The sequence below is a fragment of the Pseudomonas sp. A34-9 genome, from assembly GCF_029543085.1.
GTDB lineage: Bacteria > Pseudomonadota > Gammaproteobacteria > Pseudomonadales > Pseudomonadaceae > Aquipseudomonas.
The window spans coordinates 6237711-6258887 of sequence record NZ_CP119967.1 but is presented as its reverse complement, the minus strand read 5'-3'; the positions used below and the strand labels follow the sequence as shown (position 1 = coordinate 6258887).

Sequence of the window (21177 nt, the reverse complement as noted above, 5' to 3'; positions counted from 1 at the left end):
CAAGGACCGTTGCGCACTCAATGATCGTTCCCACGCTCCGCGTGGGAATGCAGCCCGGGACGCTCCGCGTCCCAAAAGCGGACGCAGAGCGTCCATTGAGGCATTCCCACGCAGAGCGTGGGAACGATTGGGTAACGATCAAGAGCCCTCAGGCTGTTGCTTCAACTGTGCCAATGAAATTCGCGAGCTCCGCCGTCTGCGGATTGGCAAACAATACCTTCGGATCCCCCACCTCATGCACCTTGCCATGGTGCATAAACACCAGTTTGTCCCCCACCTCACGGGCAAAACGCATTTCATGGGTGACCATGATCAGCGTCATGCCCTCCTTGGCCAATTGGCGCACGACGCTGAGCACTTCATTGACCAGTTCCGGGTCGAGCGCCGAGGTGATCTCATCGCAGAGCAGAACCTTAGGCGACATCGCCAACGCCCGGGCAATCGCCACGCGCTGTTGCTGGCCGCCGGACAACCGATCGGGGAATGCATCAAACTTTTCCCCGAGGCCCACCCGCTCCAGCATCTCCCGGGCCAATTCCGCCGCTTTGGCTTTCGGCACTTTCTGCACCACTTGCGGCGCGAGCATGACGTTTTCGCCCACAGTCAGGTGCGGGAACAGGTTGAACTGCTGAAAGACCATGCCGACCTTCTGCCGCAGGCTGCGCAGATCGGCACGGGCAGCGTCGAGGTATTCGCCGTCGACTTCGATCACGCCGTCGTTGATCGACTCCAGGCCATTAAGCGTGCGCAGCAGGGTCGATTTGCCCGAGCCGCTGCGGCCGATGATCGCCACCACCTGGCCTTCTTCAACGCTGAGGTCGATGCCTTTGAGCACGTGGTGATCGCCGTAGTATTTATGCAGGGCGGAAATTCTAAGCAGAGGCATGCAGTCTCCTTTCCAGGTAGCGCGCACTGAGGGACAAGGGGTAGCAGAGCAGGAAGTAGCCGAGGGCGACGAGGCCGTAGACCATGAACGGTTCAAACGTGGCGTTGGCGAGCATGCCGCCGGTCTTGGTCAGCTCGGTGAAGCCGATGATCGAGGTCACGGCGGTGCCTTTGACCACTTGCACCGAGAAACCCACGGTTGGCGCCACGGCAATGCGCAGCGCTTGCGGCAGGATCACGTAGCGCAGCTGTTCCAGCGGATTGAGCGCCAGACTCGCCGAGGCTTCCCACTGGCCGTTGGGGATCGACTCGACACAGCCGCGCCAGATCTCCGCCAGATAAGCGCTGGTGAACAAGGTCAGCGCAATCGCCGCCGCCATCCACGGCGAGATTTCGATCCCGGCCAGCGCCACGCCGAAGAACACCAGAAACAGCTGCATCAACAGTGGCGTGCCCTGGAACAGCTCGATCCAGGTGCGGGCGATGCTGCTTGGCAGCTGGTTTTTCGAGATGCGCATGATCAGGATCAGCAGCCCGACAATCCCGCCGCCGATAAACGCCACCAGCGACAACGCCAGCGTCCATTGCAGGCCGGTGAGCAGGTTGCGCAGGATGTCCCAGAAGGTGAAATCGCTCATGCGCGGCTCCTGCTGATGTAGCGCCGGCCGATCCAATTGAGCAACTGGCGAATCAGCAGCGCCATGCACAGATAGATCAGCGTGGTCAGCGCGTAGGTTTCAAAGGCGCGGAAGTTGCGCGACTGAATAAAGTTGGCAGCGAAGCTCAGCTCTTCGGTGGCGATCTGCGAACACACCGCCGAACCGAGCATGACGATGATGATCTGGCTACTCAGCGCCGGCCAGACCTTGCCCAGCGCCGGCAGCAGCACCACGTGGCGGAACGCCTCGAACCGCGTCATCGCCAGCGCCGCTGCGGCTTCCAGCTGTCCACGCGGGATTGCTTGAATACCCGCACGGATGATCTCGGTCGAATAGGCGCCAAGGTTGATCACCATCGCCAGCACCGCCGCCTGCCACTCGGAAATCTGCACGCCAAGCGACGGCAAACCGAAGAAGATGAAGAACAACTGCACCAGAAACGGCGTGTTGCGGATCAACTCGACGTAGACGCCGAAGATCGCCGAGAACGGGCGGATGTTCCATGCCCGCACGAGTGCCCCGACAATCCCGACGCCGACCCCGAGCAATGCGCCGATGGCCGTCAGCTCAAGGGTGAACAGCGCCCCGCGCAGCAGCAGGTCGGTGTTCTGCACCACCGGCATGAAATCGAACTGATAAGCCATGAAAGTCTCCCGCGCAGTCGATCAGAGATCGGCCGGCAGCGGCTCTTTCAGCCAGGTCTGCGAATTCTTTTCCAGTGCGCCGTCAGCCTTGGCGGTGGTCAGAATGTCGTTGACCTTGGCCAGCAGCGCCGCTTCGTTCTTGTTCACGCCGACATAGACCGGCGAATCCTTGAGCTTCACTTTCAGCGCCGGTACGCGTTTCGGGTTCTTTTCGCTGATCGCGACCATCACCACGTTGCCGCTGGCGATCAGATCGACTTGGCCGGCGAGGTAGGCGGCGATGGTCGAGTTGTTGTCTTCGAAGCGCTTGATGGTCACGCCTTCGGGAGCGACTTTGGTCAGTTCGATGTCTTCGATCGCGCCACGGGTGACGCTGATGGTCTTGCCCTTGAGGTCGTCGAGGCTGGCGATGGCGGCGTCTGGCGGGCCGAACACGGCGAGGTAGAAGGGCGCGTAGGCGCGGGAGAAGTCGATGACTTTTTCTCGCTCGGGGTTTTTGCCGAGGCTGGAAATCACCAGATCGACTTTGCCGGTGGTCAGGAACGGGATGCGGTTGGTGCTGTTGACCGGGGTCAGTTCGAGTTTGACCTTGAGCTGATCGGCCAGCAGTTTCGCGGTGTCGATGTCCAGACCGCGCGGCTTCATGTCCGGGCCGACCGAGCCGAACGGCGGGAAGTCCTGCGGCACGGCGACTTTCAGGGTGCCGCGTTTGACCACGTCGTCGAGACCGTCGGCATGAGCAGGGGCCTGGCTGAGCAGCAGAGAGGAAAACAGAGCGGCGAGAAGGGCGCTGTAACGCTTGGTCATGAACAATCTCCGGTTCGGCGGGGAAGTGATTTCTGCGATCGGACAGAGCACGGGCCGTGCCAATACGCGGTTTTCGCCCCGGCAGGCCATGGTTTTAGCGGGTTTGTTCGGTCTTACTGGTCTGAACAGTCAGGTTGGTTTTCGCACTGCTATCGCGCATCGGCGTGCCGCACCGAACCCCGCTGGGGCACGACTTGCCGGACTTGGCGAATAGCTTTACAACTAGCCGCACATTGGCCTGGCGCGTCTGAAAAACCATGAATTCGATTTCCCGTGCGGTACCCGAAGTGGCGCTGCAAGCGATCCGCAAACTGATCACCGAACAGGGTTTCGGCGCTGGCGACGCCTTGCCTTCACAGCGCGATCTGGCGTTGCAACTGGGGGTGAGCCGGGCATCGTTGCGTGAGGCACTGTCGTCGCTGAGTGCGTTGGGTGTGGTCAGTATTCAGCCGGGCAAAGGCGTGTTCGTGCAGGCGCCGGTGGAATTGTCGCGCGGCGAAAACGCACCGGGCTGGTCATTCGCCGCGCAAGCGTCACCGCTGGATATCTTTCAATTGCGCTATGCGCTGGAGGGCTTTGCCGCAGGCCTGGCGGCGGTGACGTTGAGTACATTTGATCTGGATGCGCTGGAAGACAACGTCGCGGCCATGCGTGAGCAATTGAAGGCCGGCGACTTTGAAGCGGCGGCGAAACTGGACTTCGAATTTCACCGACGGATCCTGCTGGCCAGCGGTAATCAGGCGATGCTGAGCATCCTCACCGCCAGCGCCGAGATGTTCCTGGAAAGCCAGAAACTACCGTTCATCCGCGCCGAGCGCGCCATGGAAACCTGGCAGGAACACCGCAAGATCCTGCGCGCCCTCGCACGTCGCGCCTGCGCTGCAGCGCAAAAAGCCATGCAGGAGCATGTGCGCAACGCGGCCCTGCGTACCGGAATTTCCTTCATTGCCCCCGCCACGGCGTGACTTGAGCTATACCCAAACTCATCGAGTGCCATAGCAAGACTCAATCAACTGCGGCTTCCTGAACAGGGGAAGGGCGGCTATGATGGGCCACGTTTTTTTGCTTACAACCTGGAGAATTCCATGAGCAGCGATCTTATCAAACACGTTAGCGACGCTAGCTTCGAAGCCGACGTACTCAAGGCCGAAGGCGCTGTCCTGGTCGATTACTGGGCTGAATGGTGCGGTCCTTGCAAAATGATCGCTCCAGTTCTGGACGAGATTGCCGAGACTTACAAAGGCAAGCTGACCGTTGCCAAACTGAACATCGACGAAAACCAGGAAACCCCGGCCAAGCACGGCGTGCGTGGTATCCCGACGCTGATGCTGTTCAAGAACGGCAACGTTGAAGCGACCAAAGTCGGCGCCCTGTCGAAGTCGCAACTGGCTGCTTTCCTCGACGCCAACATCTAAGCGTCGCTGTAAAGTGCCTGAAAAAAAGCCCCGCAATTAGCGGGGCTTTTTACGTATTCAGGGCTAGACGCTCCGAAACTCAGGTGGTACATTCGGCCCCGCACTGGTTTCTCCACTGCCCCCTGCTAGCCGTCGCCGACGCACTCCTTTTCGAATTAGTTCGCGATCCTGTCGCCTTCTCCGCGGCGCGGCCTCATTAAGCCAAAAGCTTAATTTCCCCCCCTCCATAAATGATTACGTCATTCCTATATGAATCTGACTGAACTCAAGCAAAAGCCGATTACCGAACTGCTCGAATTGGCCGAACAGATGGGCATAGAAAATATGGCCCGTTCGCGCAAGCAGGACGTGATTTTCTCCCTGCTGAAAAAGCACGCGAAAAGCGGCGAGGAAATCTCCGGTGATGGCGTGCTGGAGATTCTCCAGGACGGCTTCGGCTTCCTGCGCTCCGCTGACGCTTCCTACCTGGCCGGCCCGGACGATATCTATGTCTCGCCAAGCCAGATCCGCCGCTTCAACTTGCGCACCGGTGACACCATCGTTGGCAAGATCCGCCCTCCGAAGGAAGGCGAGCGGTATTTCGCCCTGCTCAAGGTCGACACGATCAACTTCGATCGTCCGGAGAACGCGAAAAACAAGATTCTCTTCGAGAACCTGACCCCGCTGTTCCCGACCGTGCGCATGAAGATGGAAGCCGGTAACGGTTCCACCGAAGACTTGACCGGTCGTGTAATCGACCTGTGCGCCCCGATCGGCAAAGGCCAGCGTGGTCTGATCGTTGCACCGCCGAAAGCCGGTAAAACGATCATGCTGCAGAACATCGCAGCGAACATCGCCCGTAACAACCCTGAAGTTCACCTGATCGTGCTGCTGATCGACGAGCGTCCGGAAGAAGTAACCGAAATGCAGCGCACCGTGCGCGGCGAAGTGGTTGCCTCGACCTTCGACGAGCCGCCGACCCGCCACGTGCAGGTTGCCGAAATGGTGATCGAGAAGGCCAAGCGCCTGGTCGAGCACAAGAAAGACGTGGTCATCCTGCTCGACTCCATTACCCGTCTGGCCCGTGCCTACAACACCGTGATCCCGAGCTCCGGCAAGGTATTGACCGGTGGTGTCGATGCCCACGCCCTCGAGAAGCCAAAACGCTTCTTCGGTGCGGCGCGTAACATCGAAGAAGGCGGCTCGCTGACCATTATCGCCACCGCGCTGGTTGAAACCGGCTCGAAGATGGACGAAGTGATCTACGAAGAGTTCAAGGGTACCGGCAACATGGAACTGCCTCTGGATCGCAAGATCGCCGAGAAGCGCGTGTTCCCGGCCATCAACATCAACCGCTCCGGCACCCGCCGCGAAGAGTTGCTGACCGCCGACGACGAACTGCAGCGCATGTGGATCCTGCGCAAGCTGTTGCACCCGATGGACGAAGTGGCTGCCATCGAGTTCCTGGTCGACAAGCTGAAAACGACCAAGACCAACGACGAGTTCTTCTTGTCGATGAAGCGCAAGTAATACACACGCTGTAAAAAAGAACGCTCCCGCAAGGGGGCGTTTTTTTTTGCGTGCGCGGTGCATAACTTTCGCGACAGGCTAGTGTCCTTGTTTGGATCGGTTTGTACCTACAAGGATAAGAACGGTTATGCACACGTTTGGCAATCGCCGTGATATCGACGGATTACGGGCTCTGGCGGTTATTCCCGTCGTACTTTTTCATTTCGGATTCACTACATTCAGCGGCGGTTTTGTCGGCGTTGATGTGTTCTTCGTCATTTCCGGCTTTCTGATCACCTCGATCCTGTTCCGCGAAATCAGCGCCCAGCGCTTCAGTTTTCTCGATTTCTGGGGGCGTCGCGCCCGGCGCATTCTGCCGGCATTGACTGTGGTTGTGGTGGTGATGCTGGCCTTGGGCTGGTTGCTGCTGACGGCCAAGGATCTGGCGGAGCTGGGGCGCACGATTCGTTACCAGTCGCTGTTCATTTCCAACATTCTGTTCATGCGTGAAGACGGCTACTTCCAGCCCGCCTCGGAACTCAAACCGTTGTTGCATACCTGGTCGCTGGCGGTGGAGGAGCAGTACTACATCTTCTTCCCGTTGATGATGGTATTGCTGATGCGCTACGTCCGCCATTGGCGCTGGATGTTGTTCGCCGTGCTGCTGGTGTCGTTCGGCTTGAACATCATCTACATCGAGCGCCGGCCGGAGTTTGCCTTTTTCGCCCTGCCGACCCGCGCCTGGGAATTGCTCTGCGGGGCCATGTTGGCGGTAATTCCCGTGCCTAAGCATGTCGCGCGGCCAAGGCTGCGGCAGTCCGTTGGTCTGGCCGGGCTGGCGGCGGTGCTGGTGGCGGTGTTCACGTTCGACAAGACCACGGTGTTCCCGGGCTGGGCAGCCTTGCTGCCGGTATTGGGCACGACGGCGTTGATCTGGTCGGGCGCACAGGGCGCAACCTGGGCCAGTCGTCTGTTGAGTGTCCGGGCTATGGTCTGGATTGGCTTGCTCTCTTACTCGCTTTATCTGTGGCACTGGCCGGTCTACGTGTATGCCAACGCGATCTCCATCGACGGCATCCAGCCGCTGGAGGCGCTCGGCTGGATGGCCTTGGCATTGGCGCTGGCCTGGCTGAGCCTGCGCTATATCGAGCTGCCGTTTCGCGAAAAACGCGTGTTTGCCAGCCGTAACTCGGTGTTGGTCGGTGGTTTGGTGTCGATCACGGTGCTGGCGATTACGGGTTCGCTGATCCGCTCGGCAGACGGTGTTCCACAACGTCTCAGCGGCAAGGCGCTTGAGTACGCGCAATCGCGCGAATGGAACGCCGGACAGTCGAAGTGCATGCACTTGAGCACCGACAAGGCGCTGACCAAGTCCTGTCTGGTGGGCGGTGATCAGAGTATTGCGGCGACAAAAATGTTCTGGGGCGACAGTCACGCCGCAGCGTTGTTGCCAGCCATCGAAGGCAATGCCAGTCACATGGTGCAGCCAGTGTGGCTGTACAGCCTGACGGGGTGCCCGCCGATCATCGATGACGCGTTGCGCCCGCAGTGCAAAGACTTCAACCAGCGCAACATGGATCGCGTCATCAGTCTGGGGATCAAGGACGTGGTGCTGGCGGCGAACTGGAGCCTGTACGTTTATGGTCGCGAAGACGGCGACGGGGATCGGCAATTTCTGCTTGATCGCAAGGACAACCCGCGTCAGGCAGAACAGCGCATGGCCGCCGCCATCAAGGCGCGGGTGGCCGAGTTGCGCGAAGCCGGCGCGCAAGTCTGGCTGTTCAAGGAAGTGCCGCTGCAGCACAAGAGCTACATCGACCGCCTGACCAGCCTGGCCCGGATCGGCCGTTCAGCTGAAGGCCTTGGTCGTCCGCTCAGTGAGCATTTGGCACGCCAGCAGTTTTTCACCGACCTGTTCGGCTCGATGAGCGCCGCCGATTCCGGTGTGCACGTCATCGATCCGACGCCGCTGATGTGCAAGGAAGGGCTCTGCGCTATCGATGTCGACGGCCACTCGCAGTACAAGGATGCGGATCATCTTTCTGACGTCGGCAGTGCCAGACTGAGCCCGTTGTTTGCGCCGATCCTGCTGGGTGCGAGTCAGAATTGAGCGATACCGGGCACTGACGGGCTGCTGTTTGCCCGTCAGAGCAGGTAGGATGTACGCCTATTTTGAGGGTGCCATCGTCAATGAAATTCAAGGATCTTCGGGATTTCGTGCAGCAGCTTGAGCAGCGCGGAGAGTTGAAACGCATCCAGATTCCCGTCTCGCCGGTGCTGGAAATGACCGAGGTGTGCGATCGCACGCTGCGGGCCAAGGGCCCGGCGCTATTGTTCGAGAAGCCTACCGGCTACGACATTCCGGTGCTTGGCAACCTGTTTGGCACACCTGAGCGGGTGGCGATGGGCATGGGCGCCGAGTCGGTCAGCGAGCTGCGCGAAATCGGCAAGCTGCTGGCGTTCCTCAAGGAACCGGAGCCGCCGAAGGGCTTGAAAGACGCGTGGTCGAAACTGCCGATCTTCCGCAAGATCATCTCGATGGCGCCGAAAGTCGTCAAAGACGCCGTCTGCCAGGAAGTGGTCATCGAGGGCGACGACGTCGACCTGGCGATGCTGCCGGTGCAGACTTGCTGGCCCGGCGACGTCGGCCCGCTGATCACTTGGGGGCTGACTGTCACCAAAGGCCCGAACAAGGACCGGCAGAACCTCGGTATCTACCGTCAGCAAGTGATCGGCCGCAACAAGGTGATCATGCGCTGGCTCAGCCACCGTGGCGGCGCCCTCGACTTCCGTGAGTGGTGCGAGAAGCATCCGGGTCAGCCGTTCCCGGTGTCGGTGGCCCTTGGCGCGGATCCGGCGACCATCCTTGGCGCCGTGACGCCGGTGCCGGACAGCCTTTCCGAATACGCTTTCGCAGGGCTCTTGCGCGGTAACCGCACCGAGCTGGTCAAGTGCCGTGGCAACGACCTGCAAGTGCCGGCCACCGCCGAAATCATCCTCGAAGGCGTGATCCATCCGGGTGAAATGGCCGATGAAGGCCCGTACGGCGACCACACCGGTTATTACAACGAAGTCGACAGCTTCCCGGTGTTCACCGTCGAGCGCATCACCCACCGGATCAAACCGATCTACCACAGCACCTACACCGGCCGTCCGCCGGATGAGCCGGCGATCCTCGGCGTGGCGCTGAACGAAGTGTTCGTGCCGATCCTGCAGAAGCAGTTCCCGGAAATCACCGACTTCTACCTGCCGCCCGAAGGCTGCTCGTACCGCATGGCCATCGTGACCATGAAGAAGTCGTATCCGGGGCATGCCAAGCGCGTGATGCTCGGTGTCTGGTCGTTTTTGCGACAGTTCATGTACACCAAGTTCGTTATCGTCTGTGACGACGATATCAACGCCCGCGACTGGAACGACGTGATCTGGGCCATCACCACGCGCATGGACCCCAAGCGCGACACGGTGATGATCGATAACACACCGATCGACTATCTCGACTTCGCCTCGCCGGTCTCCGGCCTGGGGTCGAAAATGGGCCTCGATGCCACCCACAAGTGGCCGGGCGAAACCAATCGCGAGTGGGGCCGCGTGATCGTCAAGGACGACGCCGTCACCCAGCGGATCGATGCCATCTGGAATCAGTTAGGAATAGATTGATGCGTGTAACCCTGCAGCCCTCCGGAGCGGTGCTTGAGATACGGCCCGGTGAGCGGATTCTCGATGGCGCGCGGCGCCTGGGCTACGAATGCCCGCAAAGCTGCCGCAACGGCAATTGTCACGTGTGTGCGGCACTGCTGGTTGAAGGTAGCGTCGCGCAGGACGGCAAGGTGCATGACCACGGCGAGTTCTACACTTGCATAGCCGAGCCGCTGGAAGACTGCATCCTGCTGTGGGATGGCGTGCTCGCGCTGGGAGAACTGCCGGTGCGCAGCCTGTCGTGTCAGGTCATCGAATGCCGCGACGTCGGTGGCGACACCTGGCGTGTGCGGCTGCGCGCTCCGGCCGGCAAGCCGCCGCGTTATCACGCCGGCCAGTACTTGATGATTGAGCGCGAGAACGGCGAGAAATCGGCGTTCTCCATGGCCTCGGCACCGCACGGCGGACGCGATCTGGAAATCCACGTGCTGGCGCGCGAAGCCAGTGCACTGAGCCTGATCGAACAGCTGCAACGCAACGCGATGGTGCGTGTCGAGCTGCCATTCGGCGACACGCATTTGGCAGAGTTACCGGACGGGCCGCTGGTGCTGGTTGCCGCCGGCACCGGCATGGGCCAGATTCACGCACTGATCGAGCATTGCCGCGCCAACGGCTTCAAACATCCGGTGCATCTTTACTGGGGCGTGCGCCGTCCGGAAGATTTCTATGAGATCGAACACTGGGACGAATGGCTGAAGCTGCCCAACCTGTTCCTGCACAAAGTCGTCAGTGATCAATGCGGTTGGGAAGGGCGCTGCGGCATGCTGCACGAGGCAGTCTGTGAAGACTTCCCGGATCTGAAGCCCTTGCACGTCTACGCCAGCGGCTCGCCGGCCATGGTCTACGGCACTCTGGATGCCTTGGTTGAAGCCGGGATGGACGCCCATCAAATGCGTGCGGACGTGTTCGCCTACGCGCCGCGCTCCTGAGTCCGTTATAACTCTCTATATAGCCGATCGGTATTTATGTAATTGCATAAATACCGCTAGGTTATATATCAATCAGGCAATCAATTAAGAACCGTGCCATGGCACTCAAATTGCCTTAAAACATATGTGCCTTATTGTTACAGCGGTGCGTTCTATTAAGTAATTCTTTACCCGCGGGGAGCTGAACGCTATTCGCCATGAGCGCCATTGAAAACGCTTTTCTGAATTTGAATTACCCTCCGCGGCTCGATCTTGGGCCGCAGCTGACGCACGAACAACTTCTCGCTTCCATGCAATCGACCATGGCGCGCCACAAGGGCGGGCCGGTGTGGCTGTTCGCTTACGGTTCGTTGATCTGGCGGCCGGAATGCTCGGCGGTGGAAAGAGTGCGCGGACGTGTGCATGGCTACCATCGTGGCCTGTACCTGTGGTCGCACGAGCACCGCGGTACGCCGGAAATGCCCGGTCTGGTCTTTGGTCTGGATCGCGGAGGTTCTTGCAGCGGCTTCGCTTATCGCTTGCCGGAAGACAATCTCGACGCTGCGCTGTACGCCTTGTGGAAACGCGAGATGCCGGTGCCGTCCTATCGACCACACTGGCTCAACTGCCGGCTTGAAGATGGCAGTCAGGTTCAGGCATTGGGATTCGTGTTGGAGCGACACCTGCCCAGCTATGCCGGCAATTTGCCGGATCACGTGCTTAGCCAGGTGTTTGAAAGCGCCAGCGGGCGTTACGGAACCACTCGCGATTATGTCGAGCAGACCGCGCACGCCCTGCGCAGCCACGCCATGCCAGACCGCAATCTGGAGGCGCGGCTCAAGCGCTGTCAGTCACAGACCGATCAAGCGACCGCTTCGCGGCTCTGACTGGCGACTTGCTTGTGCCACAGCGTCGGGGCGAGGAAGGCCATCGACAGCAGGCAAGCGCCAACCAGCAGCACGAAACCACCGTCCCAGCCGAAGTGGTCAACGGTGTAGCCCATCGCGGCACTGGCCGCGACCGAACCACCCAGATAACCGAACAAGCCAGTGAAGCCCGCAGCGGTGCCGGCGGCTTTCTTCGGCGCCAGCTCCAGTGCCTGCAGGCCGATCAACATCACCGGGCCGTAGATCAGGAAGCCGATCGAGAACAGCGCGATCATGTCGACGGTCGGGTTGCCGGCCGGGTTCAACCAGTAAACCAGGGTCGCGACAGTCACCAGCGCCATGAACACCATGCCGGTCAGGCCACGGTTGCCTCGGAAGATCTTGTCCGACATCCAGCCGCACAGCAGCGTGCCCGGAATGCCCGCCCACTCGTAGAAGAAATAAGCCCACGAGGTTTTATCCACGGTGAAACCCTTGGCTTCCTTCAGGTAGGTCGGCGCCCAGTCCAGCACGCCGTAGCGCAGCAGGTAGACGAAGACGTTGGCCATGGCGATGTACCAGAGCATCTTGTTGCGCAGCACATACTTGACGAAGATTTCCTTGGCGCTGAATTCGTCTTCGTGGCTGGCGTCGTAGCCTTCCGGGTAATCGTTCTTGTACTTTTCGATCGGCGGCAGGCCAACCGATTGCGGGGTGTCGCGCATGGTAATGAACGCGAACACCGCCACGCCCAGCGCCACGGCTGCCGGTACGTAGAACGCTGCATGCCAGTCGTTGAACAGACCCATGCCGAGCAGGAACAGCGGGCCGATCAGACCGCCGCCGACGTTATGCGCCACGTTCCACACGGACACCACGCCGCCGCGCTCCTTCTGCGACCACCAATGCACCATGGTCCGGCCACTTGGCGGCCAACCCATGCCCTGGGCCCAGCCGTTGATGAACAGCAGGATGAACATCATGGTCACGCTGGACGTTGCCCAAGGCGCGAAACCGAAAATGAACATCACCCCGGCCGACACCAGCAGACCGAACGGCAGGAAGTAACGTGGGTTGGAACGGTCGGACACCAGGCCCATGAGGAATTTCGACAAGCCATAAGCGATGGCGATCGCCGACATCGCCAGGCCCAGATCGCCACGGCTGTAGCCTTCGTCGATCAGGTAGGGCATGGCCAGCGAGAAGTTTTTGCGCAGCAGGTAATAACCCGCATAGCCAAAGAAAATACCGGCGAAGATCTGCCAGCGCAGGCGTCGGTACGTGCTGTCTATTTTTTCTTCAGGCAATGGAGCCTGATGTGCGGCAGGACGAAAGAAAGCAAACATTCAAGAGCTCCAGATTTCTTGTTTTGACTGCGGATGCGAATGTTACAGTTTCGTTACCGAAAATAGCACCGGTTCGCATCGACCAAACAGCGGAAAATGTTGGAAGTCGCGTGTTCCTTTACGAACCTGTCGCTCAGCTGTAAGAACAGGGCGTTTTTGTGGCGGCCGGAATGTTGTGGCTTAGACTCGCGATCAATAGACCCGACTGATCGCAGAGAAAAATGATGGCCGTGAAAGTTCGCATGTTGCTGCCCAGATTGCTGGTTGCGGTAGCGCTCACTGTTTCAGTGCTGGCACTGAGTTATGCGCAGGATTGCGCGGGGCCAGGTTTACGCAATGTCACTGTGTTGATCATTCGCCATGCGGAAAAGCCTGAGGTGGGTCGTGAGCTCAATGCCCGGGGCGAACAGCGTGCTGCGGCCTACGCCGACTATTTCACCCCGTTGAAACTGGATGGCCAGACGCTCACGCCTCAACGGCTGATCGCTACCGCTGACAGCGCGGAAAGTGTCCGGCCACGGCAAACACTGATCCCGCTGTCCCGGCGCCTGCAACTGCCCATTGAACAGCCGTTCGCCAATAACGACGTCGACAAACTGGTCAGCTCGATGCGCAAAAGCATCAGGCGAAGACCGTCCTGATTGCCTGGCACCACGGCCATATCAACAAACTGATTGCCGCCTTCGGCGGTAATGGCCCGGCGTTGATCGGTCAGCCGAAATGGCCGGTGGATGTCTACGACTGGCTGATTGTTTTGCGCTTCGACGACAAGGGGCAGTTGATCCAGGCGCGAAGCGAGAAGGTTCAGGAACAACTGATGCCGGGCGACATGGCAGCGTCGCCCGCCAGTTGAGGCGTTTCAGCGCACCTGCACCACCACCTTGCCCACCGCCTTGCGCTGGCCAAGATCATTGATCGCCTGCGCCGCATTGCTCAGCGGGTACACCTGCGATACCAGCGGTTTCAACTTGCCCTCGGCGAACCAGCCGAACAACTGCTGGAAGTTCGCCGCGTTGTCCTGCGGTTGGCGCTGGGCGAAGGAGCCCCAGAACACCCCGAGCACTGCCGCGCCTTTGAGCAGGGCGAGGTTGACCGGCAGTTCGGGAATTCGCCCGCTGGCGAAGCCGACCACCAACAGGCGGCCATTCCAGGCGATGGCGCGGATGGCCTGGTCGAACAGATCGCCGCCGACCGGATCGTAAATCACGTCGGCGCCCTGGCCGTCGGTGAGGCGTTTGATTTCGTCCTTGAGGCTGGTTTCGCTGTAGTTGATCAGCTCATCGGCGCCGGCAGCCTTGGCCACCGCCAGTTTTTCCGCGCTGCTGGCGGCGGCGATGACGCGGGCGCCCATGGCTTTGCCGATTTCCACGGCGGCCAGCCCGACACCGCCGGAAGCGCCGAGCACCAGCAGGGTTTCCCCCGGTTGCAGATTGGCGCGTTGCTTGAGGGCGTGCATCGAGGTGCCGTAAGTCATGCTGAAGGCGGCGGCGATGTTGAAGTCCATCGATGGCGGGATCGGCAGGACGTTATAGCCCGGCACCGCGACCTGTTCAGCGAAACTGCCCCAGCCGGTCAGAGCCATGACCCGGTCGCCGACCTTGAGGTGGCTGACTTTTTCCCCGATCTCGGTGACCACGCCCGCCGCCTCGCCACCCGGCGAGAACGGGAAGGGCGGCTTGAACTGGTACTTGCCCTCGATGATCAGCGTGTCCGGGAAGTTGACCCCGGCGGCGTGCACCTCCAGCAGGATTTCGTTCTTCTTCAGGGCGGGGCTGGCGACGTCTTCCAGCACCAGCGATTCGGCAGGGCCGAAGGCTTTGCACAGCACGGCTTTCATCAGGGCTATTCCTTTGGGAGTGATGGCCGATAAGTGTAGGTGTGTCAGTCAACGGGTCAACGAGCATGCCCGACCCTGATAGTCAGCCATAAGCTTGTGCTTGCGCGGCGGGTCGTTATGCTAGGCCGCAAACCGGATAAGGAGCGAATTGTGAAAGCGTGGATCATGTTGTTGCTGGCCCTGTCTCTGCCTGTGGCAGCGCTGGCCGAAGAAGCCAAAGAAGGCGAGGCGCCGAAGGTCAACTACATCACCCTGAGCCCGCCATTCGTGGGTAACTACGGGCTGGATGGCACACCGAAGCTCAAGGTCTACAAGGCTGACGTGGCTTTGCGGGTGACCGGCGATGAGGCGACCAAACTGGTCAAGGCCAACGAGCCGCTGATCCGCAATCAACTGGTGGCGCTGTTTACTCAGCAGACCACCGAGGCGATGGGCAGTATCGAAGGTAAAGAGAAGCTGCGTCAGGAAGCGTTGAAGCAGACCCAGCAAGTGATGAATGACGAAACCGGCAAGCCGGTGGTTGAAGATCTGTTGTTTAACAACCTGATCATTCAGTAAGCATTTAAAGTCAAAAGATCGCAGCCTTCGGCAGCTCCTACAGGGAAACGCATTCGAATGTAGGAGCTGCCGAAGGCTGCGATCTTTTCGCGCGTCAGCGCAGGGCAAGCACCGCCGCCCACTGTTCGGGTGTGACCGGCATCACCGATAACCGCGAACCCTTCTGCACCAACGGCATCTCGGCCAACGCCGTTTGCTGCTTTAGGTAATCCAGCTTCAACACCCGCGCAAACGTCTCGACGTGCTCAACGTCAATCGCAATCCAGGCATTTTTCTCTGGTGTAGCCTTCGGATCGAAGTAATGACTTTCCGGTTCCAGTGCGGTGGGATCCGGGTACGCCGCTTCGATTATCTTGCCGATTCCGGCAATACCCGGCTCCGGGCAACTGGAATGATAGAAAAAGAACTCATCACCCACCGCCATCGCGCGCAGGAAGTTGCGCGCCTGATAGTTGCGAACACCGTCCCAGCGCGCTTTGCCGAGCTTTTCCAGACCTTTGATCGAGAGTTCGTCGGGCTCGGACTTCATCAGCCAATAGGCCATGGTTTTTTGCTCCTGAAACGGTCATTGGGCAGGTTGTCGGGCAATTTTATGACAAACCGACAGTCGGTTGACGTCAGCGTTTGCGCGCGGGTTCACGTTGTCGCAAAATGCCGGCCTTTAAAGCTTGACGCTGCTGCACGGCCTACAAACGGAAACCGCTGCTGTCATCGTGATGATGTGCCTTGAGGGGGGCAATCGATGAAACGCAAACCGGATTTACTATGGACTTTGGTAATTTTGTTTGGCCTGGGTGTCGTAACCACCGGGTACGCGCAGAGCCTGTGGGCCAACAAGGCCGATGCGCCGATCGAAGTCGCGCAACAGGTTCAACAGTCTACTGCCTTCAAGCGCTGAAACTGCACGCCCGACGCCGTTGATCTGTGCGGCGTCCTATCCCGCGAAATACCACGCCTTGTCGCTGACCGTGCCTTGTAACGGTACATCCCAGCTCGCCTGCGCCAATCGCTCGACCTTCTGACACTCATGGGCCAGCCCCAGCAACGTCGGTTTGCGCCAGTTTTTGCGCCGGGCCATATACCCCAGGCTGCGATCATAGAAACCGCCGCCCATCCCCAATCGCCCGCCGACATCGTCAAACCCCACCAATGGCAACAACACCAGATCCAGCGCCCAGACCTTGCGTTGCTGTGCCAGATTGGCCCGTGGCTCGAGAATGCGGAAACGATTGGCTTTGAGCTTTTCGCCCGGGCGAATGCGCTGGAAAACCATTTTCGTCCGCGGCCATGCGCTGAGCACCGGCAGGTAAGTCGCTTTGCCCCGACGTTGCGCTTCACGCAACAGCAAGCGCGGATCGATTTCACCGTCGGTGGGTAAATACAGAGAGATATGTTTGGCCCGGCGAAAGTGCGGGTCTTGCGCCAGTTGCCGGTACAGGCCCTTGGCGGCCTGGCGTTGCTCGCTTTTGCTCAGCGAGCGGCGCGCCTTGCGCAGCAGGCGGCGGAGTTGCGGGCGGGGCAGCAGCGCGGGTTCGGTCATGGTTCGGCTTCGGCAGGTTGGACGAAAACGTACGCATAAAAAATCCGATGGCGGCTTTCACCGACATCGGATTCGAATCAGGCTCCCCGGATGAACCGCTGTCAACTTAGCCCTTGAACCCGAAAGTTCAAGGTGGAAGATGCAGTAGACTTTAAGGCTTTCCGTCTAGCGGACATGCACACCAGCCCAACGTGCAACTTCCAGGGTAGTGCGAATCGGCTCAGGGACATCGTCAACTGGCAAGCACCCCAGGGAGTGCCGCGAGTATACCGCAAGCGGCCGGTCGAATCAGCCCTTGGTAGTGCTCTGATCGTCGGCGAGGACCAGATCGACACGATCGAGCAAGTCGCGCACCTGTTCACGGGTCGAACCGCTGGCCTGGATGTCCGGGCGCTCTTCTTTGTGCAAGAGGTCATGAGTGATGTTCAGCGCGGCCATTACGGCGATGCGGTCGGCGCCGATGACTTTACCGCTGCTGCGGATTTCGCGCATTTTGCCATCGAGGTAGCGGGCGGCACTGACCAGATTGCTGCGTTCTTCCTGCGGGCAGATGATCGAATACTCTTTATCGAGGATCTGCACGGTGACGCTATTGCTTGAACTCATGAGTCTTGCTCCAGGGCCTTGAGGCGCGAAATCATCGATTCGACCTTACGCCGGGCGATTTCGTTTTTTTCAATGAGGTGAGCGCGTTCCTCGCGCCAGGTTTTTTCCTGAGCTAGTAAGAGTGCATTTTGACTCTTTAGTTGCTCGACTCGGCCAATCAGCAGTTCGAGTCTGGCCATCAGCGCTTGCAGGTCGGTGTCTTCCATTGTGTCCACTGGGTCGGAGTCTGTCTGATGGGATAGCTGGCGGACAGCCTTTAATAGTCTTGGCGGGTCTGTCGATGTAGGATACAAGGCCTTCATTCTAGACATAGCGCCGTCTGGCGCCTAGCTGCCCATGACCATTGCGAATTCCCCGTACCAAGCCTTTGCCACCCTGCTGACTGCCAGCGGCCACAACGTCTCGCCTGCCGAACTGCACGGCGTGCTGCTCGGGCGCAGTTGCGCCGGTGCCGGCTTCGATAACGAAGGCTGGCTGATCGACGCTGCCGAACTGCTCGAAGGCGACATCCAGGACAACGTCCGCAACGCCCTGATCGGCCTGCAAGAGATGGTCAAAGGTGAACTGACCGGCGACGACGTCACTGTCGTCCTGCTGCTGCCGACCGATGATGCGCCACTGGCCGACCGCGCCGCCGCGCTGGGCGAATGGTGCCAGGGCTTCCTCAGCGGTTTCGGCCTGAACTGCCGCGACAGCAGCATGCTCAGTACTGAAGCCACCGAAGTGCTGCAGGATCTGGCAGCGATCTCCCAGGTGCAAGACGCCCTGGAAGAATCCGATGACGGCGAAAACGATTACATGGAAGTCATGGAGTACCTGCGCGTCGCGCCGCTGCTGCTGTTTTCGGAAACCAAGAAAGCCGACGTGCCGCCAGCCGCCAAGCCGTCGCTGCATTAATCGCGTGCCAGGGAAAGCCATCTGCCCATGACCCATATCCCGAAAGCGGAATACAGCCGTCGCCGCAAGGCCCTGATGGCGCAGATGGAACCCAACAGCATTGCGATTTTGCCCGCCGCCGCGGTGGCCATTCGCAACCGCGACGTCGAGCACGTCTACCGTCAGGACAGCGACTTCCAGTACCTCAGCGGGTTTCCCGAGCCGCAAGCCGTCATCGTCCTGATGCCTGGCCGCGAGCATGGCGAGTACGTGCTGTTCTGCCGTGAGCGCAACGCCGAACGCGAATTGTGGGACGGCTTGCGTGCAGGCCAGGAAGGCGCGATCCGCGATTTCGGCGCCGACGACGCTTTCCCGATCACCGACATCGACGACATTCTCCCGGGCCTGATCGAAGGCCGTGACCGGGTGTATTCGGCGATGGGCAGCAACCCCGAATTCGATCGCCACTTGATGGACTGGATCAACGTAATCCGCTCCAAGGCGCACCTCGGCGCCCAGCCACCGAACGAATTCGTTGCCCTGGATCATCTGCTGCACGACATGCGCCTGTATAAATCGGCGGCAGAAGTGAAGGTGATGCGCGAAGCCGCACGGATCTCGGCGCAAGCCCACATCCGCGCGATGCAGGCCAGTCGGGCCGGGCTCCACGAGTACAGCCTCGAAGCCGAACTCGATTACGAATTCCGCAAGGGCGGGGCGAAAATGCCAGCTTACGGTTCGATCGTCGCCGCCGGGCGCAACAGCTGCATCCTGCATTACCAGCAGAATGACGCCGTGCTCAAGGACGGCGATCTGGTGTTGATCGACGCTGGCTGCGAGATCGATTGCTATGCCAGCGACATCACTCGCACCTGGCCGGTCAACGGCAAGTTTTCGCCCGAGCAGAAAGCGATCTACGAACTGGTATTGGCTTCACAGGAAGCCGCATTCGCTGAAATCGCCCCGAACAAACACTGGAATCAGGCGCACGAAGCCACGGTGCGAGTGATTACCACAGGGCTGGTGAAGCTCGGATTGCTGCAAGGCGAAGTCGACGAATTGATCGCCAGTGAAGCCTATAAAGCGTTTTACATGCACCGCGCCGGCCATTGGCTGGGCATGGATGTACATGACGTCGGCGAGTACAAGGTCGGCGGCGAATGGCGCGTGCTGGAAGTCGGCATGGCGCTGACCGTGGAGCCGGGCATCTATATTGCCCCGGACAATCAGAACGTAGCGAAGAAATGGCGCGGCATCGGCGTGCGCATCGAGGACGACGTGGTAGTGACAAAGACTGGCTGTGAAATCCTTACCCATGGCGTGCCGAAAACCGTCGCTGAAATCGAAGCGCTGATGGCGCAAGCACGGACACACGCGGCATGAGTCGAGTCAATCTGGCAATCATCGGTGGTGGTCTGGTCGGCGCCAGTCTGGCGTTGGCCTTGCAGGCCGGGGCCAAGGCGCGTGGCTGGAAAATCGTGCTGATCGAGCCGTTCGCCCCGGGCGACAGCTGGCAGCCGAGCTACGACGCGCGCTCGTCGGCGCTGTCCTTTGGCTCGCGGCAGATTTATCAACGGCTGGGTGTATGGCAGGAAATCTCCCGCCGTGCCGAGCCGATCAAGCAGATTCACGTCTCCGATCGTGGCCGCTTCTCCACCGCGCGTTTGTCGGCGATGGAAGAGGGCGTGCCGGCGCTCGGCTATGTGGTGGAAAACGCCTGGCTCGGCCAGTGCCTGTGGCAGCACATCGACAAAGACGTGATCAGTTGGCGCTGCCCGGCGGAAGTCACGCGTATGGAGCCGCTGCCCGACGGCTATCGCCTGACCCTCAACGATGAAACCACCCTTGAATGCGACCTCGCGGTGCTCGCCGATGGCGGTCGCTCCGGCCTGCGCGAGCAGTTGGGCATCAATGTGCGCAAGCGTCCGTACAACCAGAGCGCGCTGATCGCCAACATCACCCCGAGCGAAGCGCACAACGGCATGGCCTTCGAGCGCTTCACCGACGAAGGACCGATGGCGCTGCTGCCGCTGCCGGAAAACCGCTGCGCTTTGGTCTGGACCCGCCTGGGCATGGACGCGCAGCGTCTGGCCGATTTGAGCGAGCGCGACTTCCTCAGCGAATTGCAGGGCGTGTTCGGTTACCGCCTCGGCACGCTGAAACAGGTCGGCGCGCGGCATTTGTATCCGCTGACGCTGGTCGAGGCCGAAGAACAAGTGCGCTCGCACCTGGCCGTGCTCGGCAACGCCGCGCACAGCCTGCACCCGATAGCCGGGCAGGGTTTCAACCTGTCGCTGCGTGATGCCGATGCCTTGGCCGCTGCGCTGTTGGCCAGCGACAAACCGCTGGGCGATTTCGCCACCTTGCAGGCTTATCGCGAGCGTCAGCGTCTCGATCAGGACCTCACCGTCGGCTTCTCCGATCAGGTCACGCGCCTGTTCGGCAGCAAGCAGCCATTGGTGTCGCTGGGGCGCAACATCGGTTTGCTCGGTCTCGATCTGTTGCCGCCGGCCAAGCGCTGGTTTGCGCGTCAGGCCATGGGTTTGGGAACGCGACCGGATGCTTAAGTGGTTAAGCGGAAAATTCGGCAAGGCGCGGTTGATGCGCTGGGTGATGACGTTCTACCCGCCGTACCTCGGCGCCGGTGTTCGAGTCCGGCACATCAGCGATGACTTTCGCGACGTCCAGGTGTCGATGGGCCTTGGCTGGTACAACCGCAATTACGTCGGCACGCAGTTCGGCGGCAGCCTGTATTCGATGGTCGATCCGTTCTTCATGCTGATGCTCATGGAAAACCTCGGCTCGCGCTACATCGTCTGGGACAAGGCTGCCGACATCGATTTCATCGCGCCGGGCAAAGGCCCGGTGTTCGCCCGGTTCAGCATCGACGAGACACTGCTCGCCGAGATTCGCCGGCAGACCGCCGATGGCGAGAAATACCTGCCGCAGTTGCAGGTCGACATTCATGACGGCGCCGGCAATCTGGTGGCGCGGGTCGGTAAAACCCTTTACGTGCGGCTCAAGCCGCAAGCGAGACAGGCTTAAA

General features: G+C 60.2%; 23 protein-coding genes, 1 other RNA gene and 1 pseudogene. 14 read left to right on the top strand and 11 right to left on the bottom strand.

Going from position 1 to position 21177, the window contains the following annotated elements:
• Nucleotides 1–148 precede the first annotated feature (148 nt).
• From P3G59_RS28165 to P3G59_RS28150, 4 genes are read right to left on the bottom strand one after another with little or no spacing between them, the layout of a single operon-like run.
• Complete coding sequence (locus P3G59_RS28165) at nt 149–886, bottom strand: amino acid ABC transporter ATP-binding protein (protein ID WP_007911148.1); 738 nt, start codon at nt 884–886, stop codon at nt 149–151.
• Nucleotides 873–1523 carry an amino acid ABC transporter permease gene (locus P3G59_RS28160; RefSeq protein WP_277759784.1) on the bottom strand — a complete coding sequence of 217 codons (651 nt, stop codon included), beginning with the start codon at nt 1521–1523 and terminating at the stop codon, nt 873–875. The genes P3G59_RS28165 and P3G59_RS28160 overlap by 14 nt, the downstream gene beginning before the upstream one ends.
• Nucleotides 1520–2188, bottom strand: a complete 669-nt coding sequence (locus tag P3G59_RS28155; RefSeq protein WP_150793753.1) for an amino acid ABC transporter permease — start codon at nt 2186–2188, stop codon at nt 1520–1522. The genes P3G59_RS28160 and P3G59_RS28155 overlap by 4 nt, the downstream gene beginning before the upstream one ends.
• Before the next feature lie 21 nt (nt 2189–2209).
• Nucleotides 2210–2995: a transporter substrate-binding domain-containing protein gene (locus P3G59_RS28150; RefSeq protein ID WP_007911166.1), complete on the bottom strand. Its 786-nt coding sequence runs from the start codon at nt 2993–2995 to the stop codon at nt 2210–2212.
• Nucleotides 2996–3252: 257 nt separating this feature from the next.
• Between P3G59_RS28150 and P3G59_RS28145 the strand changes: the two genes are divergently transcribed.
• From P3G59_RS28145 to P3G59_RS28115, 7 genes are all read left to right on the top strand, one after another.
• Complete coding sequence (locus P3G59_RS28145) at nt 3253–3960, top strand: FCD domain-containing protein (RefSeq protein WP_277759783.1); 708 nt, start codon at nt 3253–3255, stop codon at nt 3958–3960.
• A gap of 120 nt (nt 3961–4080) precedes the next feature.
• Entirely contained in the window at nt 4081–4410 is a 330-nt protein-coding gene (gene trxA / locus P3G59_RS28140; RefSeq protein ID WP_003206727.1) for a thioredoxin TrxA, read from the top strand.
• A 249-nt stretch (nt 4411–4659) separates the two neighbouring features.
• Entirely contained in the window at nt 4660–5919 is a 1260-nt protein-coding gene (gene rho, locus P3G59_RS28135; RefSeq protein ID WP_003229334.1) for a transcription termination factor Rho, read from the top strand.
• Nucleotides 5920–6046: 127 nt separating this feature from the next.
• Nucleotides 6047–8008, top strand: a complete 1962-nt coding sequence (locus P3G59_RS28130) for an acyltransferase family protein (protein WP_277759782.1) — start codon at nt 6047–6049, stop codon at nt 8006–8008.
• A gap of 80 nt (nt 8009–8088) precedes the next feature.
• Nucleotides 8089–9555 carry a 4-hydroxy-3-polyprenylbenzoate decarboxylase gene (ubiD, locus tag P3G59_RS28125; protein WP_277759781.1) on the top strand — a complete coding sequence of 489 codons (1467 nt, stop codon included), beginning with the start codon at nt 8089–8091 and terminating at the stop codon, nt 9553–9555.
• Nucleotides 9555–10523: a CDP-6-deoxy-delta-3,4-glucoseen reductase gene (locus P3G59_RS28120; protein ID WP_277759780.1), complete on the top strand. Its 969-nt coding sequence runs from the start codon at nt 9555–9557 to the stop codon at nt 10521–10523. The genes ubiD and P3G59_RS28120 overlap by 1 nt, the downstream gene beginning before the upstream one ends.
• Before the next feature lie 197 nt (nt 10524–10720).
• Entirely contained in the window at nt 10721–11389 is a 669-nt protein-coding gene (locus P3G59_RS28115; protein ID WP_277759779.1) for a gamma-glutamylcyclotransferase, read from the top strand.
• On the opposite strand, the gene glpT is transcribed toward P3G59_RS28115, so the two are convergent.
• Complete coding sequence (gene glpT, locus P3G59_RS28110; RefSeq protein ID WP_007911178.1) at nt 11365–12714, bottom strand: glycerol-3-phosphate transporter; 1350 nt, start codon at nt 12712–12714, stop codon at nt 11365–11367. The genes P3G59_RS28115 and glpT overlap by 25 nt on opposite strands.
• 224 nt (nt 12715–12938) lie before the next feature.
• Between glpT and P3G59_RS28105 the strand changes: the two are divergent.
• Nucleotides 12939–13567: pseudogene (locus P3G59_RS28105) on the top strand (flagellar basal body-associated protein FliL).
• Nucleotides 13568–13573: 6 nt separating this feature from the next.
• On the opposite strand, the gene P3G59_RS28100 reads toward P3G59_RS28105, so the two are convergent.
• Nucleotides 13574–14551, bottom strand: coding sequence for an NADPH:quinone oxidoreductase family protein (locus P3G59_RS28100; protein ID WP_277759778.1), 978 nt, complete (start codon nt 14549–14551; stop codon nt 13574–13576).
• Nucleotides 14552–14701: 150 nt separating this feature from the next.
• On the opposite strand from P3G59_RS28100, the gene P3G59_RS28095 reads away from it, so the two are divergent.
• Complete coding sequence (locus tag P3G59_RS28095) at nt 14702–15109, top strand: flagellar basal body-associated protein FliL (protein ID WP_177482361.1); 408 nt, start codon at nt 14702–14704, stop codon at nt 15107–15109.
• 94 nt (nt 15110–15203) lie between these two features.
• On the opposite strand, the gene P3G59_RS28090 is transcribed toward P3G59_RS28095, so the two are convergent.
• Nucleotides 15204–15653, bottom strand: a complete 450-nt coding sequence (locus P3G59_RS28090) for an EVE domain-containing protein (protein WP_277759777.1) — start codon at nt 15651–15653, stop codon at nt 15204–15206.
• A gap of 198 nt (nt 15654–15851) precedes the next feature.
• On the opposite strand from P3G59_RS28090, the gene P3G59_RS28085 reads away from it, so the two are divergent.
• Nucleotides 15852–16007, top strand: coding sequence for a hypothetical protein (locus tag P3G59_RS28085; RefSeq protein ID WP_007911192.1), 156 nt, complete (start codon nt 15852–15854; stop codon nt 16005–16007).
• Between the two features lie 36 nt (nt 16008–16043).
• Here the strand turns inward: P3G59_RS28085 and P3G59_RS28080 are convergent, their stop codons facing one another.
• The 4 genes from P3G59_RS28080 to P3G59_RS28065 form a co-directional block, all read right to left on the bottom strand.
• Nucleotides 16044–16649 (bottom strand): 5-formyltetrahydrofolate cyclo-ligase, encoded by a 606-nt coding sequence (locus P3G59_RS28080; RefSeq protein WP_277759776.1) that lies wholly within the window; start codon nt 16647–16649, stop codon nt 16044–16046.
• A 79-nt stretch (nt 16650–16728) separates the two neighbouring features.
• Nucleotides 16729–16907: non-coding RNA, 6S RNA (gene ssrS / locus P3G59_RS28075), on the bottom strand.
• A 30-nt stretch (nt 16908–16937) separates the two neighbouring features.
• Nucleotides 16938–17255 (bottom strand): cell division protein ZapA, encoded by a 318-nt coding sequence (locus tag P3G59_RS28070; protein ID WP_126367508.1) that lies wholly within the window; start codon nt 17253–17255, stop codon nt 16938–16940.
• Nucleotides 17252–17461: a TIGR02449 family protein gene (locus tag P3G59_RS28065; protein ID WP_007911197.1), complete on the bottom strand. Its 210-nt coding sequence runs from the start codon at nt 17459–17461 to the stop codon at nt 17252–17254. Before P3G59_RS28065 ends, P3G59_RS28070 begins: the two co-directional genes overlap by 4 nt.
• Nucleotides 17462–17591: 130 nt before the next feature.
• Here P3G59_RS28065 and P3G59_RS28060 point away from each other — a divergent pair, with 130 nt between their 5' ends.
• Genes P3G59_RS28060 through P3G59_RS28045 form a run of 4 tightly spaced genes read left to right on the top strand, consistent with a single transcriptional unit; the run spans nt 17592 to nt 21176 of the window.
• Complete coding sequence (locus P3G59_RS28060) at nt 17592–18152, top strand: YecA family protein (RefSeq protein WP_277759775.1); 561 nt, start codon at nt 17592–17594, stop codon at nt 18150–18152.
• A gap of 27 nt (nt 18153–18179) precedes the next feature.
• The gene (pepP, locus tag P3G59_RS28055; RefSeq protein WP_277759774.1) at nt 18180–19514 is read left to right on the top strand and encodes a Xaa-Pro aminopeptidase; all 1335 of its coding nucleotides are present in this window, start codon (nt 18180–18182) and stop codon (nt 19512–19514) included.
• Nucleotides 19511–20698, top strand: a complete 1188-nt coding sequence (gene ubiH, locus P3G59_RS28050; protein ID WP_277759773.1) for a 2-octaprenyl-6-methoxyphenyl hydroxylase — start codon at nt 19511–19513, stop codon at nt 20696–20698. Before pepP ends, ubiH begins: the two co-directional genes overlap by 4 nt.
• Nucleotides 20691–21176: a DUF4442 domain-containing protein gene (locus P3G59_RS28045; RefSeq protein ID WP_277759772.1), complete on the top strand. Its 486-nt coding sequence runs from the start codon at nt 20691–20693 to the stop codon at nt 21174–21176. The genes ubiH and P3G59_RS28045 overlap by 8 nt, the downstream gene beginning before the upstream one ends.
• The last annotated feature ends 1 nt before the right edge of the window (nt 21177 follow it).